Below are 14,483 nucleotides of genomic sequence, written 5' to 3'. Positions count from 1 at the left end.
GCTGTAGTGGCAGAACATGCCTTCCTCGCTCATCCGGCGGAGGGTTCGGCCAGACCGGCATGCAAGGGGGACGCATGAGACAGGAAGCGCATGGCTAGCCACGGCATAGAGATCAGGGGGCTCTACAAGATCTTCGGTCCGCGGGGGCAGGATCATGTCGCACAGGTTCGCGGCGGCATGTCGAAGACAGAGCTGAACGAGAGGCACGGCCATGTGCTGGGGCTGCGCGACATCAACATCGCCATGCCCGCCGGACAGATAACGGTGGTGATGGGGCTCTCCGGATCGGGCAAGTCGACGCTGATCCGGCACATCAACCGGCTGATCGAACCGACCGCCGGCGAGGTGATCTACGACGGTGCCGACATCTGCCGCATGAGCGTTCGCGACCTGCGCGAGTTTCGCCGGCACAAGACGGCCATGGTGTTCCAGAAATTCGCGCTCTTGCCGCACCGGACGGTGATGGAAAACACGCTCTATGGTCTCGACGTCCAGGGCGTGCCGCGCAGCCAGAGCAGGAAGAGCGCGCAGCACTGGATCGAACGTGTCGGCCTTGCGGGGTTCGAGAACCACTATCCCAACCAGCTCTCGGGCGGCATGCAGCAGCGCGTCGGACTGGCGAGAGCGCTGGCCAATGACGCCGACATCCTGCTGATGGACGAGGCCTATTCGGCGCTCGACCCGCTGATCCGGGTGGACATGCAGACCGTGCTCCTAGACATCCAGAGCGAGCTGAAAAAGACGGTGGTCTTCATCACCCATGATCTCGACGAAGCCCTGCGGCTCGGCGACAAGATCGTCATCCTGCGCGACGGCCAGGTCATCCAGCAGGGCACCGGCCAGGAAATTGTGCTTTCGCCAGCAGATGATTACATCGCTTCCTTCGTCAAGGAGGTGAACCGCAGCCGCGTGATCCAGGCCCGAACTGTGATGAAACCGGCGGTGGGAACGCTGGAGGGTGTCAAGGTTGCCGCCGACGAAACGCTGGAGTCGGTGGCCCAGCGGCTGACGCGGGCGGAGCGTTCGAGCGCTATCGTCGTCGATGAGGACGGCATCGAGATCGGCATCCTGGACCTCAACACAATCCTGGCGGCCATGGTCAATCCGGTCGGGCATCATGCCACACCCGCCGGCCCTCGGTAGGCAGGCAGATTGTATTTCCCGCACCGAGCGCCTATAGCCAGAAAATTCAAGGAGGCCCCATGACCGCCGCAAATCCACTCCGTGACCTGCTTGCCGAAAAGGGCGTCCTGCTCGCTGACGGCGCCACCGGAACCAATCTCTTCGCCATGGGCCTGGAGGCCGGCGAAGCACCGGAACTCTGGAACGAAACGCATCCGGAGCGGATCGACAAGCTGCATCAGGACTTCGTCGATGCGGGCGCCGATATCATCCTCAGCAACTCCTTTGGCGGCACGCGCCACCGGCTGAAACTGCATCATGCGCAGGACCGCGTCTTCGACCTGAACAAGCGCGCAGCCGAGATCGCCCGCGCCGTGGCCGACCGCGCACCGCGAAAGGTGATCGTCGCCGGCTCCGTCGGCCCGACCGGCGAGCTTCTGGTGCCGCTCGGCGCCATGACCTACGAAGATGCGGTCGCAGCCTTCGTCGAGCAGATGGAAGGCCTGAAGGCCGGCGGAGCGGATGTCGCCTGGATCGAGACCATGTCATCCGCCGACGAGATCCGTGCCGCCGCGGAGGCGGCAAGCACGGTCGGCCTGCCCTATACTTATACCGGCTCCTTCGACACGGCCGGCAGGACGATGATGGGCGTTGATCCGAAGGACATTCACGGCATCGCGAAGGATATGGGCGATGGCCCGGTGGCCGTCGGTGCCAACTGCGGCGTCGGTGCCTCCGACATCCTGTCCAGCCTTCTCGACATGACGGCTGCCGATCCCGAAGCGATCACCATCGTCAAGGGCAATTGCGGCATTCCCGAATTCCGCGGCGCCGAGATCTACTATTCCGGCACCCCACCGCTGATGGCAGAATATGCCCGCCTGGCCCGCGACGCCGGCGCCCGGATCATCGGCGGCTGCTGCGGCACCTCTTGCGAACATCTCGCAGCCATGCGCCATGCGCTCGATGACTATACCCCGCGGCCAAGGCCGACGATCGAGGAGATCGTCGAGCGGATTGGGCCACTCCGCAACAAGATGGCAAGCGAATCGGGCGGCGACGGCACGCGCGACCGGCGCCGGCGCAGGACCTGAACCATGAGCAACATTGCAACGATCGCCAACCGCGACACCGTCGCCGACAGCCTGTCTGGCCTCACCGACGAGAACCAGTCCTGGCTCGGACTGCTGATGCAGAACCCCTCCGCCGACGAGACGCTGTTCGATGGACTGCATCTCTTCCTCGACCGCCAGGCGGAAGCGCAGTTTCTGAATGCCCTGAAGCTGCAGAGGTGCGGTGAGTGGCTGGGCAACAGCGCGCCGCCCCGGCTTCAGGTGCGGCTCATGGAAGCTGCCAAATCCAGCCAGCACGCGGCCTACACAGCCTTCCGCGAGGGATTGGTGAGTTCCGGTGGGCTTGAGCGCGCCTACCCCAAGGCGCGCATCTAGCGTATCTGCAACCGCCTAACGCGGCTCATTCGGCTTGTAGTGCGGTCGCCAGACTTCTGCCTGGATGAAATCGGCAACGGCGGCCGCGCCGCCTTGCTCCCTGGCGGCCTCGGGACCCTTTCAAGTGAAGGCGTCGGGCATCGACTCCTTGCGGTGCGCGATGAAGGCAAGCAGTGCCTCGTCGATCGCCGGATCGAGAGCCGGCGCCTCGTAACCGTCGAGCCACGAACGGCAGAGCGCATTTGCACGCTCCTCGATCCGCTTCTGGCCCTCTACCTCCCACTGTTCGTAGGAATTGTTGTCGGCCAGCGCCGAACGGTAGAAGGCTGTCTGGAAATGTGCCTGGGTATGGGCGCAGCCGAGATAATGACTGCCCGGGCCCACTTCACGGATGGCATCCAGCGCCTGACCGGCCTCGGAAAGGTCGACGCCATCGGCAAGCTTCTGCATCATGCCGAGCTGATCCTGGTCGATCATGAACTTCTCGTAGGACGAGACGAGCCCGCCTTCCAGCCAGCCGGCCGCGTGCAGCACGAAGTTGGTGCCGGCCAGCAGCGTCGTGTTCAGCGTGTTGGACGATTCATGGGCCGCCTGGGCGTCGGGAACCTTGGAGGCGCAGAGCGAGCCGCCGGTGCGGAACGGCAGGCCGAGGCGCCGGGCCAGTTGTGCCGCGCCATAGGAGACCAGCGACGGCTCCGGCGTGCCGAAGGTCGGCGCACCCGATTGCATGGAAATCGACGCGGCGAACGTGCCGAACAGCACCGGCGCGCCCGGACGGATGAGCTGCGTGAAGGAGGCCCCGGCCAGCACTTCCGCCAGAATCTGAGTCAGCGTTCCGGCGACCGTGACCGGGCTCATGGCACCCGACAGGATGAAGGGTGACACGACGCTCGCCTGGTTGTGCCGCGCGTAGACCTTGAGCGCGCCCAGCATCGTCTCGTCGAAGACCATCGGCGAGTTGGCGTTGATGAGGTTGAGCGTCACGCAGTTGTTCTCGACGAAGTCATCGCCGAAGACGAGCTTGGCCATGGCGATCGTATCTTCCGCCCGCTCCGGTGCCGTCACGGACCCCATGAACGGCTTGTCTGAGTATTTGACATGGCTGTAGATCATGTCGAGGTGGCGCTTGTTGACCGGCACGTCGACCGGCTCGCAGACCGTGCCGCCGGACGAATGCATCGACGGTGCCATATAGGCGAGCTTCACGAAGTTGCGGAAGTCCTCGATCGTCGCATAGCGGCGCTGGCCGTCGAGATCGCGCACGAAGGGCGGTCCATAGACGGGGGCGAAGACGGTGGCCTTGCCGCCGATATGCACGCTGCGCTCGGGATTGCGCGCGTGCCAGGTGAATTCCTTCGGCGCCGTCTTCAAGAGCTCGCGGCACAGGCCCTTCGGAAAGTGGACGCGCTGCCCGCGGACATCCGCACCGGCCTTCGCCCACAGCTCCAGCGCCTCGGCGTCGTCCCGGAACTCGATGCCGATCTCTTCCAGGATGGTGTCGGCATTGCGCTCGATGAGTTGCAGCCCCTCCTCGTCAAGGACCTCATACACGCCGATCTTCCGGGTGATATAGGGCAGCGACGCGTTCGGACCGCCGCCGGCCCGCGAGGCGCGCCGACCTGCCGCCCCACGCTCGCCGCGCGAACGGCGTCCGCCTGCTGCCGCTTCCGTTGGTTGATTGACCTCGTCCATGCTCTTCCTCGCCATTGCACCTGCCGGTGCCTGCCATCATCTGGGTCCCATGCTAGGACGCCAGGCAGGGCGAACCCTGCCTCTCTGCGCCACGCATTTGCGCAGAACAGACATCGGGCCGCCCTTGCGGACACGCCGTCGCTTTTTCAACAATCCGAAGTCGTTTTCAAGGAAGTCGAAAAACCATTTGCGTTTCATCATGTTCGCGGAGCACGCTGGGTTTCGTGCCGCAATCGATGGGAAGCATTATGTCCGAAGACGACATCATCCTGGCCGAACTGTCCGACGAGGAACTGGTGCAGCAGATGCACGACGATCTCTATGACGGACTGAAGGACGAGGTCGAGGAGGCCACCCGGATCCTGCTCGATCGCGGCTGGGTCCCCTACGACGTCCTGACGCAGGCGCTGGTCGAGGGCATGCGCATCGTCGGCATCGACTTCCGCGACGGCATCCTGTTCGTCCCCGAAGTGCTCCTGTCGGCCAACGCCATGAAGGCCGGCATGAACATCCTGCGCCCACTGCTGGCGGCCACCGGCGCGCCCAAGCAGGGCAAAATGGTCATCGGCACCGTCAAGGGCGACATCCACGACATAGGCAAGAACCTCGTCGGCATGATGATGGAGGGGGCGGGCTTCGATGTGATCGACCTCGGGATCAACAATCCGGTCGAAAACTATCTGGAGGCGCTGGAGCGGGAAAAGCCGGATATTCTCGGAATGTCGGCACTGCTGACAACGACGATGCCCTACATGAAGGTCGTGATCGACACGATGAAGGAAAAGGGCATCCGCGACGACTACGTCATTCTCGTCGGAGGCGCACCGCTCAACGAAGAGTTCGGCAAGGCAGTCGGAGCCGATGCCTATTGCCGCGATGCGGCGGTCGCCGTCGAGACGGCCAAGGAATACATCCGCCGCAAGCACAATTCGCTGTCAGCCGGATAAGAAAAAGCCGGCTGTCAGCCGGCTTTTTCTCGCTGTCGTTAGCGCGAAGCGGCGCGGTCTACGTTGCGGCCGGCAGCCTGCGTCGCATCTACAGTGTTGGCTGCGTCTGCGCCGACGCCGCGGATGGTGTTGCCGCAGGAGCTGAGGGCAGCAGCCGTGACAAAGAGAACGGCGATAACCGTGACTGTCTTGGACGTCATGAGAAAGTACTCCGATGGGTTCCGATCAAAAAAAGGCAGAAAATTACCTTCCGACACAGGAACGCCCCAATCGCGAAAAAGTTCACGTAATTGCGTGCGGCGCCATCGCGAGGGAAATATTAGCGGTTTGTGCGCAGCAAGGCCTGCACCATGTGGAGATACAATGCCTGCCCGCAATCTGGCATGCCTACCCGCAGAAGATCGTGCCGGGTCTTGAAAAAGCGCTGGCAGACGCACGCAATCAGGGCATCGAGAAGATCTTCTTCGCCTATGCGGATTGCGGCACCGGCGGCGATATCGACCGCCTCTGCGCCCGCGAAGGCATCGGCCGCATCGCCGGACCGCATTGCTACTCCTTCTTCTCCGGTAACGACACTTTTCAATCGCAGGCGGACGACGATCTCCTCAGTTTCTTCCTGACCGATTTCCTGGCCCGCCAGTTCGACGCCTTCGTCATTGAGCCGCTCGGCCTCGACCGCTATCCGCAGCTGAAGGAGACCTACTTCGGCAACTACCGCAAGCTCGTCTACCTGAGCCAGGAGCAGGATGAGGCTTTGCAAGAGAAGGCCAGGGGCGCAGCCGCCTATCTCGGCCTCGACTACGAGTATCGTTTCACCGGCTACGGCGACCTCTCCTCTTCGCTGCGCGACCTCTAGCACCCGTCCAGTCCCGCGCTTATCGTCGGCGTCGCTTTTCGCGCTGTGCGACGTCGTGGCAAGCGCAGTCCCGCCCCGTCGGCGCGTGCATGCTGCTGGAAAACAGGAGAGTGCATTGGCCGATCGCATCGTCGTCTACTGGCGGGATATTCCGGCGCAGGTGATCATCAAGAAGGGGCGCCAGACCGCCAAGCGGGAGCTTTCGCTGCGCTTCACGGAGGCCATCGACATGTGCGCCATGCGCACCGGCGCGGCCGAGACCGACGACTATCTGGCAGACTGGCGCAAGGCCGATCCGGTGCCGGTCAGCGACGAGCTGGAGGCGGAGGCGGACAAGGCAGCGGCCGAACTCGAGGCCGCCTATGATCGGGAGCGGCTGGTGGCCCTGGTGAAAGCCGGAGGCCGCGAGAATGGCTGAGATTGACCGGGCCGCCAGCAGCAACACCGGAGCCGCAGCAGGCACCGGCTCGAAGCCCGCCATCGGCAACGCCGGCGCGGCGCGCAAGGCGGCCACCGGCGCCTACGTTCCGAGCGACGTGTCGCCCAATCGCCGGGTCCAGCGCCGCTATTCGATCCGGCTCTGGTCGATCCGCCATGCACGTACGCTCGAATGGTTCTACGCCCGCTTCGCCAGCGCCTTCCTGCTGCTGCATCCCCTGTGGAAGGCGATCGGCTACAGCCGCGCCGAGGCGCCGGTCACTTTCGTCGAGAAGCGGGTCAAGGGCCTGCTCTTCGACTGCCGCATGTGCGGGCAATGCATCCTTTCGTCCACCGGCATGTCTTGCCCGATGAACTGTCCCAAGCAGCTGCGCAACGGACCCTGCGGCGGCGTGCGGGCCAACGGCAACTGCGAGGTGGAGCCCGACATGCCCTGCGTCTGGGTCAAGGCTTGGGAAGGGTCGCGCCAGATGGTGAAGGGTGACGCGATCCTCAACGTCCAGAAGCCGGTCAACCAGTCGCTGCGGGAAACCTCGTCGTGGCTGCGCGTCACTGCCGAGGCTGCAGCACGCAACGAGATTGCCCAGGACACCGCGGCATGAGCATCGACATCAATCCCAAAGATCTCGGAGGGCCACTCGATCCCCTGCCCGGCCATTCGTCTCGGGGCCGGCTGGAGCGCATTCTCCGTCGCGGCGAGTTTGCCGTCACCGCCGAGCTCAACCCACCCGACAGTGCCGATCCGCAGGACGTCTACGACCGTGCCGCGATCTTCGAGGGCTGGGTTGATGGCATCAACGCCGTCGACGCCTCCGGCGCCAACTGCCACATGTCCTCGGTCGGCATATGCGCGCTCCTGACCCGGATGGGCTACGCGCCGATCATGCAGATCGCCTGCCGCGACAGGAACCGCATCGCCATCCAGGGCGACGTGCTCGGCGCGTCCGCCATGGGGGTACAGAACATCATGTGCCTTACCGGCGACGGCGTGCAGGCCGGCGACCAACCGGGTGCCAAGCCGGTGTTCGACCTCGACTGCATGTCGTTGCTGGAAACGGTCCGCACCATGCGCGACGAGGCGAAATTCCTGTCCGGTCGCAAGCTCACGTCGCCGCCGCAGGTCTTTCTCGGCGCCGCCATCAATCCCTTCGCCCCACCCTATGATTTTCGCCCCTACCGGCTTGCCAAGAAGATCGAAGCTGGCGCCCAGTTCGTGCAGAGCCAGTACTGCTTCGACGTGCCGATGTTTCGCGACTACATGGCAAAGGTCCGCGATCTCGGCCTTCACGAGAAATGCTTCATTCTCGTCGGGGTCGGCCCGCTTGCCTCCGCCAAGACCGCCCGCTGGATCCGCTCCAACGTGCCGGGGATCCACATCCCCGACAGCGTCATCGCCCGCCTTGAGGGCGCCAAGGATCAGAAGAAGGAGGGCAAGCAGCTCTGCATCGACATCATCAACGAGGTGAAGGAGATCGAGGGCGTCGCCGGCATCCACGTGATGGCCTATCGGCAGGAGGAATATGTCGCCGAGATCGTCCATGAGTCCGGCGTGCTGAAGGGCCGCCGGCCATGGAAGCACGAGGCCAATCCGACCGATACGGTTGTCGCCGAGCGCCTGGAGGAAATCCGCCAGGGCAAGGAAGAAAACCAGCAGCAGCTTGCAGACATCGCGGCTCACAAGCCGCACTGAACAACCGGCCTCGGCAGATGCCGGGGCTCGACCAGTAGAGACCCACGGCCTTCAGGCACCGGAGAACCGCATGACCCGCACCATCGTCGCATCCGCCACCCGCGAAGTGATCATCGGCTTCGACCAGCCCTTCTGCGTCATCGGCGAGCGGATCAACCCGACCGGCCGCAAGAAGCTTGCCGCCGAGATGATCGAGGGCAATTTCGACACCGTTATCCGGGATGCGCTGGAACAGGTCGCCGCCGGCGCCACCATGCTCGACGTCAATGCCGGCGTCACTTCCGTCAACCCGAACGAGACGGAGCCGGGCCTGCTGGTGAAGACCATGGAAATCGTCCAGGGCCTGGTCGACGTGCCGCTGTCGATCGATTCCTCCGTCACCGCTGCCATCGAGGCCGCCCTCAAGGTCGCCAAGGGCCGCCCGCTGGTCAATTCCGTCACCGGCGAGGAGGAAAAGCTCGAAGCCATCCTGCCGCTCTGCGCCAAATACGACGTGCCGGTTGTGGCAATCTCCAACGACGAGACCGGCATCTCGATGGATCCGGACGTCCGCTTTGCCGTCGCCAGGAAGATCGTCGAACGCGCCATGGACCACGGCATCAAGCCGCATGACATCGTCGTAGACCCGCTGGTCATGCCCATCGGTGCCCTGGGCGATGCCGGTCGCCAGGTCTTCCAGCTCCTCTATCGCCTGCGCAACGAACTGAAGGTCAACACCACCTGTGGCCTCTCCAACATCTCCTTCGGCCTGCCACACCGCCACGGCATCAACGCCGGTTTCATTCCCATGGTCATCGGCGCCGGCATGACGTCCGCCATAATGAACCCCTGCCGTCCGCAGGAGATGGAGGCCGTGCGTGCCGCCAACGTGCTGAACGGCACCGACCCCAACTGCGGCACCTGGATCATGACCTATCGCGACCACAAGCCGGCAGAAGCCGGTGCCGCCCCCTCCACCACGCCGCCCGGCGCCTCGTCGGGCCGTCGCGGCGGTCGTGCGGCGCGCGCCGGCGCGGGGGCGGCGACGGAGTGACAATGTTCAACATTAATCAGCACCACCTCAACTCGTCGCTTCGCGAAAATATCGTTGAGCATCTGTTTGTCGGCGACGCGTTGCGTCTGCTGTGGCGGAAGGGCGTCGTGGATGTTGAAATACTTCGGTCAGAGTTTGACGCCTTCGGCTACGACTTGGTGATATCGGCTGGGTCGCTGGTACGTCATGTGCAACTGAAGTCCGGGACAAAGCTCAAGCCGGTTTCTACAGCGCGACTCCTGGCGGAGAAACCGAGTGGCTGCATTGTTTTTATTGAAATCAATGATGGCCTAGATCTGCTCCGGTTCCATAGCTTCTCCTCCAAGGCGGGTATGCCGCTACCCGACATTTCGGCGTTTAAAACGGCTAAACGCACGACACCAAAAAGCGACGGGACGAAGCCAGAACCAATGAAGCACGTTGTCGTGCCTATCTCCAAATTTGAGATGCATGCAACCTTGGATGACCTCCTATCATCAATCCTCGACGTACCCTTTCTCGCTCAACGCTCACATTTGAAGAAGATGCCCTTACTGCTTTCCGATACCGAAGCAGAGTCCTTCACGGCAAGTGCTGACCTGTCAGAGTGCGACCTGACAGGCTTCAAGTCTGCCGACTTCAGCTTTCTTGAAAAGAAATAATCAATCATGCCCTCGAGCTTAGAACCCGATCCCCTCGTCCTCTTCATGCCGTCCGGCAAGCGCGGACGCTTTCCGGTGGGCACCACCGTGCTGGAGGCCGCCCGCTCGCTCGGCGTCTATGTCGAGAGCGTCTGCGGCGGCCGCGCCACCTGCGGACGCTGCCAGATCCAGGTTCAGGAGGGGCACTTCGCCAAGCACAAGATATCCTCCTCGCTCGACCACATCTCGCCGGTTGGCGCCAGAGAACGACGCTATGCGGAGGTGCGGACAATTCCCGAGGGCCGACGGCTGTCGTGCTCGGTGCAGATCCTCGGCGACCTCGTCGTCGACGTGCCGCAGGATACGGTGGTCAACGCCCAGGTGATCCGCAAGGCCGCCACCGACCGGCTCTTCGACCGCAATCCGGCAATTCAGCTCTGCTATGTGGAGGTCGACGAGCCGGACATGCACAAGCCGCTCGGCGATCTCGACCGGCTGAACGTGATGCTGGAGAAGGACTGGGGCTGGAAGGACATCCTGGTCGCCCAGCATCTGCTGCCCGACGTCCAGAAGATTCTGCGCAAGGGCAACTGGGGCGTCACCGCCGCCATCCACCGCGATCTGGAAGGTGCCCGTCCGAACCTCATCGCCCTCTGGCCGGGCCTCCACAACGAAGCCTACGGCATTGCCTGCGACATCGGCTCGACGACGATCGCAATGCATCTCGTCTCCCTGCTCTCAGGCCGGGTGATAGCATCCTCCGGAACGTCCAACCCCCAGATCCGCTTCGGCGAGGATCTGATGAGCCGGGTCTCCTATGTGATGATGAACCCGGACGGGCGGGACGCCATGACCAAGGCGGTGCGACAGGCCGTCAACGAGCTGACGGTTCAGGTCTGCCACGAAAGTGGCGTCGACCCGAACGACATCCTCGACGCGGTCTTCGTCGCCAATCCGATCATGCATCACCTCTTCTTGGGCATCGATCCCACCGAGCTCGGCCAGGCGCCCTTCGCGCTTGCCGTTTCCGGCGCCGTCCACACCTGGTCGCGCGAAATCGACCTCGCCATCAATCACGGCGCCCGCGTCTATCTGCTGCCGTGCATCGCCGGCCATGTCGGGGCTGACGCCGCCGGTGCGACGCTGTCTGAAGGTCCGCACCGCCAGGACAAGATGATGCTGCTGGTGGATGTCGGCACCAATGCGGAAATCGTCCTTGGCAACCGCGACCGCGTGGTCGCCGCCTCCTCCCCGACAGGCCCAGCCTTCGAAGGCGCGGAAATCTCCTGCGGCCAGCGGGCAGCACCCGGCGCCATCGAGCGGGTGCGCATCGACCCGCAGACGCTGGAGCCGAAATTCCGCGTGATCGGCGTGGATCATTGGTCCGACGAGGAAGGCTTTGCCGAAGAGGCGGAAAAGACCGGGATCACCGGCATCTGCGGCTCCGCGATCATCGAGGTGGTCGCCGAGATGTTTCTCTCCGGCATCATCTCGGAGGATGGCGTCGTGGATGGGACCATGGCGGCGAAAAGCCCGCGCATCCTCGCCAGCGGCCGCACCTTCTCCTATCTGCTGCATGACGGCGAGCAGCGGATCACGGTGACCCAGAACGACGTGCGCGCCATCCAGCTCGCCAAGGCCGCGCTCTACGCCGGTATCAAGCTGCTGATGGAAAAGCAGGGCGTGGACACCGTCGACACCATCCGCTTCGCCGGCGCCTTCGGCTCCTTCATCGACCCGAAGTACGCCATGGTCCTCGGCCTCATCCCCGACTGCGACCTGTCGGAAGTGAAGGCGGTCGGCAATGCGGCCGGAACCGGCGCATTGATGGCCCTGCTCAACCGCGATTACCGCCGCGAGATCGAAGAGACCGTCAGGCGGATCGAGAAGATCGAGACGGCTCTGGAACCGAAGTTTCAAGAGCACTTCGTCTATGCCATGGCCTTGCCGAACAAGGTCGACAGCTTCCCTCAGCTCGCAACCGTCGTCACCCTCCCAGCGCGCAAGGTGCCGGCGGACGGCGGAGAGCCCGGCGGGAGGAGAAGGCGGCGCGGGCGGGATTAAGTCGGCCCAGGATCAGGCGGCGGCGCGCGTCAGCTGGCCGTAGAAGGCGCGGATGCTTTCAGCAACCGCCTTCGAGGGGATTGCCAGCTGCGGCGTCGTCAGAAGGCGCACGTCGAAGCTGAAAAGCTCGGGCAGTCCCTCCTGCGGTCCCAGCACCACCATTTCCTCGGTCAGATAGGACCGTGGAAACGGCGCGATGGCAAGATCGGCCAGCACCGCCGCGCGCTGCGCCATCGAATGGGCGCTGGCATAGGCGACACGATAGTGCCGCTTGTGCCTCTCGAGCTGTGTGATCGCGTCCTGTCGCCAGACGCATCCCTCCTCCCAGACGGAAATCGGCAGCGGATCGCGCAGATGGGCATTGCCGCATTTGGCGCCGGCCCAGACCAGCTTTTCGGTGTGGATGACCTCGCCGAAATTCGGGAACGAGCGCGGGTGGCAGTTGAACAACGCCAGATCAAGCCGCCCTTCCTCGACACGCTTGCGCAGCGACGAGCTCATGTCGACCGTCACATCGACCATGATGCTCGGGAAGGTCTCGGCAAAGTCCTTGAGTATCCTGGGCAGCAGGCGCTCGGCGATGTCGTCCGGGGCGCCCAGCCGCACGACACCGGCCAGATCCGGCATCACGAAGCGGGCGACTGCTTCATTGGAGAGCGCCAGCATCCGGCGGGCATAGGAGAGAAGCACCTCGCCGTGCTGCGTCAGCGTCACGGATCGCGCGTCGCGCAGGAAGAGGGTCGTCTTCAGCTGCTCCTCCAGCTTCTTGATCTGCATCGAAACGGCCGACGGCGTGCGCAGCACCGCTTCGGCTGCCGTCGAGAAATTTCCCGTCTCGGCAATGGCGACAAAGGTGCGCAGCACATCGTTGTCCAGAACCGGCAGCGGCGGGCGGAAGGGAGAAGCCATGTCATCCTCGATCAATAACATTGAACTTAAGCACCATATCATTTCGTTTGATTGATCGTCAACGGGCGCCCAAGATGCCGGACATGGAAGGTGACGCAAAGCAATTGCATCACAGAATATCATCAGATGGATCTCCGAGATCACGTTGATTGATGACGAACCTGTGTCACCCTGACCCGCAAAGGAGAAGCACATGACCTTCACATCGACCCGTTCCGCTGGCTCCGGCTGGCGGCTCCCGAACCTGACCGCCTCGATCTTCCAGCTCGTCGCGCAAGTGCAGGCACACCGGCGGCACCGGCAGACCGAAAAGATGCTGGAGTCGCTGCCGGCAGAGCTCCGCAAGGACATCGGCTGGCCTGCAAGCGACGCCACCGACGCCGCAGCCCGCAGCCCGCAGCCCGCGCTGAACTCTTCGGCGCCCCCGTGTCTCGACCTGCAAATCATGCGGGCCGAGACATCGGAAACGGAGCTTGCGAGGGCGCCGAAAGCCCATCAATCTCATGTCGCAAAATAGTTATGGCGTCCCCCGTAGCCCCCCTTCTCGCCTTCAATATTTCATGGCAGTGTCGCAATTGAAGTATCGGAACCGGCAGGACTTGAGGAGCGGAGGCATGAATGTGATCAGCAGGCAGCCGACAGTAAAGCGGACCCTCGTCTTCTTTCTCGTGCCGGACTTTACCATGCTGCCGTTCGCGGCGGCGGTGGAGACACTGCGTATTGCCAACCGCATGCTCGGGTACACCGCCTACAACTGGCGGCTCTGTTCCGCCGACGGCGAGAGGGTCTGCTCCTCGGCGGGCATAGCGGTCGAGGTCAACAGCTCGGTGGCCGACGAGCGCAAGAACCTCGGCGGCGAGAGCCGGCCCAACATGGTGCTGGTCTGCTCCGGGATCGACGTCGAGCAATACGGCAACAAGACGGTCAACGCCTGGCTGCGCGAGACCTATAACCGCGGCATCGCAGTCGGCAGCCTCTGCACCGGCGCCCATGTTCTGGCCCAGGCCGGGCTGCTGAACGGAAAGCGCTGCGCCATCCACTGGGAGAACCTGCCCGGGTTTTCGGAAGCCTTCCCGCAGGCGGAGGTCTATGCGGACCTCTATGAAGTGGACGGCAATATCTACACCTGCGCCGGCGGCACGGCGTCACTGGACATGATGCTCAATCTGATCGGCCAGGATTTTGGGGAGAACCTCGTCAACCGCATCTGCGAGCAGCAGCTCACCGATCGCGTCCGCAACCCGCATGATCGCCAGCGTCTGCCGCTGCGCGCCCGTCTGGGCGTCCAGAACACCAAGGTGCTGTCGATCATCGAGTTGATGGAGAACAATCTCTCCGAGCCTCTGTCGCTCGTGGAAATCGCCGACGATGCCGATCTTTCACGCCGGCAGATCGAACGGCTGTTCCGCCAGGAAATGGGCCGCTCCCCTGCCCGCTATTATCTGGAAATCCGCCTCGACCGGGCACGGCATCTGCTCGTGCAGTCGTCGATGCCGGTGGTGGAAGTGGCCGTGGCCTGCGGCTTCGTCTCCGCCTCGCATTTTTCCAAATGCTATCGCGAGGTCTACAACCGGTCGCCGCAGCAGGAACGCGCCGAGCGCAAGCTGACGATCGCCAGCTCGCGCACCAGCGTCGCCGCCTGAGATGCGCCTTCGGACCGGTTG

At 63.6% G+C, this 14,483-nt stretch carries 16 protein-coding genes; 13 read left to right on the top strand and 3 right to left on the bottom strand.

Features of this window, described 5'->3' with window-relative positions; all coding sequences use genetic code 11:
* Positions 1-90 precede the first annotated feature (90 nt).
* The 3 genes from EO99_RS0107625 to EO99_RS0107615 are packed head-to-tail and all read left to right on the top strand — an operon-like array spanning position 91 to position 2,570.
* Complete coding sequence (locus EO99_RS0107625) at positions 91-1,143, top strand: quaternary amine ABC transporter ATP-binding protein (RefSeq protein WP_029618052.1); 1,053 nt, start codon at positions 91-93, stop codon at positions 1,141-1,143.
* A gap of 59 nt (positions 1,144-1,202) precedes the next feature.
* The gene (gene bmt / locus EO99_RS0107620) at positions 1,203-2,216 is read left to right on the top strand and encodes a betaine--homocysteine S-methyltransferase (protein WP_029618051.1); all 1,014 of its coding nucleotides are present in this window, start codon (positions 1,203-1,205) and stop codon (positions 2,214-2,216) included.
* Positions 2,217-2,219: 3 nt separating this feature from the next.
* Positions 2,220-2,570 carry a hypothetical protein gene (locus EO99_RS0107615; RefSeq protein ID WP_029618050.1) on the top strand — a complete coding sequence of 117 codons (351 nt, stop codon included), beginning with the start codon at positions 2,220-2,222 and terminating at the stop codon, positions 2,568-2,570.
* A 120-nt stretch (positions 2,571-2,690) separates the two neighbouring features.
* Here EO99_RS0107615 and EO99_RS0107610 read toward each other — a convergent pair whose 3' ends face one another.
* Positions 2,691-4,262: a trimethylamine methyltransferase family protein gene (locus EO99_RS0107610; protein ID WP_029618049.1), complete on the bottom strand. Its 1,572-nt coding sequence runs from the start codon at positions 4,260-4,262 to the stop codon at positions 2,691-2,693.
* A gap of 248 nt (positions 4,263-4,510) precedes the next feature.
* On the opposite strand from EO99_RS0107610, the gene EO99_RS0107605 reads away from it, so the two are divergent.
* Positions 4,511-5,209, top strand: a complete 699-nt coding sequence (locus EO99_RS0107605) for a corrinoid protein (protein ID WP_029618048.1) — start codon at positions 4,511-4,513, stop codon at positions 5,207-5,209.
* 38 nt (positions 5,210-5,247) lie between these two features.
* On the opposite strand, the gene EO99_RS0107600 is transcribed toward EO99_RS0107605, so the two are convergent.
* Positions 5,248-5,409: an entericidin domain-containing protein gene (locus EO99_RS0107600; protein ID WP_029618047.1), complete on the bottom strand. Its 162-nt coding sequence runs from the start codon at positions 5,407-5,409 to the stop codon at positions 5,248-5,250.
* Positions 5,410-5,423: 14 nt separating this feature from the next.
* On the opposite strand from EO99_RS0107600, the gene EO99_RS0107595 reads away from it, so the two are divergent.
* From EO99_RS0107595 to EO99_RS0107565, 7 genes are all read left to right on the top strand, one after another.
* The gene (locus EO99_RS0107595) at positions 5,424-6,065 is read left to right on the top strand and encodes a DUF1638 domain-containing protein (RefSeq protein WP_029618046.1); all 642 of its coding nucleotides are present in this window, start codon (positions 5,424-5,426) and stop codon (positions 6,063-6,065) included.
* A gap of 115 nt (positions 6,066-6,180) precedes the next feature.
* Positions 6,181-6,483, top strand: a complete 303-nt coding sequence (locus EO99_RS0107590) for a virulence factor (RefSeq protein ID WP_029618045.1) — start codon at positions 6,181-6,183, stop codon at positions 6,481-6,483.
* Positions 6,476-7,105: a methylenetetrahydrofolate reductase C-terminal domain-containing protein gene (locus tag EO99_RS0107585; protein WP_051679754.1), complete on the top strand. Its 630-nt coding sequence runs from the start codon at positions 6,476-6,478 to the stop codon at positions 7,103-7,105. The genes EO99_RS0107590 and EO99_RS0107585 overlap by 8 nt, the downstream gene beginning before the upstream one ends.
* Positions 7,102-8,193 (top strand): methylenetetrahydrofolate reductase, encoded by a 1,092-nt coding sequence (locus tag EO99_RS0107580; RefSeq protein WP_029618043.1) that lies wholly within the window; start codon positions 7,102-7,104, stop codon positions 8,191-8,193. Before EO99_RS0107585 ends, EO99_RS0107580 begins: the two co-directional genes overlap by 4 nt.
* Before the next feature lie 70 nt (positions 8,194-8,263).
* Positions 8,264-9,226 (top strand): methyltetrahydrofolate cobalamin methyltransferase, encoded by a 963-nt coding sequence (locus EO99_RS0107575; protein ID WP_029618042.1) that lies wholly within the window; start codon positions 8,264-8,266, stop codon positions 9,224-9,226.
* A gap of 2 nt (positions 9,227-9,228) precedes the next feature.
* Positions 9,229-9,867 (top strand): hypothetical protein, encoded by a 639-nt coding sequence (locus EO99_RS27340; RefSeq protein WP_051679753.1) that lies wholly within the window; start codon positions 9,229-9,231, stop codon positions 9,865-9,867.
* Positions 9,868-9,873: 6 nt separating this feature from the next.
* The gene (locus tag EO99_RS0107565) at positions 9,874-11,910 is read left to right on the top strand and encodes an ASKHA domain-containing protein (RefSeq protein WP_029618040.1); all 2,037 of its coding nucleotides are present in this window, start codon (positions 9,874-9,876) and stop codon (positions 11,908-11,910) included.
* Positions 11,911-11,922: 12 nt separating this feature from the next.
* Here the strand turns inward: EO99_RS0107565 and EO99_RS0107560 are convergent, their stop codons facing one another.
* Complete coding sequence (locus EO99_RS0107560; RefSeq protein WP_029618039.1) at positions 11,923-12,861, bottom strand: LysR substrate-binding domain-containing protein; 939 nt, start codon at positions 12,859-12,861, stop codon at positions 11,923-11,925.
* Positions 12,862-13,012: 151 nt separating this feature from the next.
* Here EO99_RS0107560 and EO99_RS0107555 point away from each other — a divergent pair, with 151 nt between their 5' ends.
* On the top strand, positions 13,013-13,336 hold the full coding sequence (locus tag EO99_RS0107555) for a DUF1127 domain-containing protein (RefSeq protein ID WP_029618038.1): 324 nt from the start codon (positions 13,013-13,015) through the stop codon (positions 13,334-13,336).
* Between the two features lie 106 nt (positions 13,337-13,442).
* Complete coding sequence (locus tag EO99_RS0107550; protein ID WP_029618037.1) at positions 13,443-14,462, top strand: GlxA family transcriptional regulator; 1,020 nt, start codon at positions 13,443-13,445, stop codon at positions 14,460-14,462.
* The last annotated feature ends 21 nt before the right edge of the window (positions 14,463-14,483 follow it).

The organism is Pseudorhizobium marinum (genome assembly GCF_000705355.1).
Lineage (GTDB): Bacteria > Pseudomonadota > Alphaproteobacteria > Rhizobiales > Rhizobiaceae > Neorhizobium > Neorhizobium pelagicum.
This window is presented reverse-complemented; position numbering and strand designations above follow the sequence as displayed.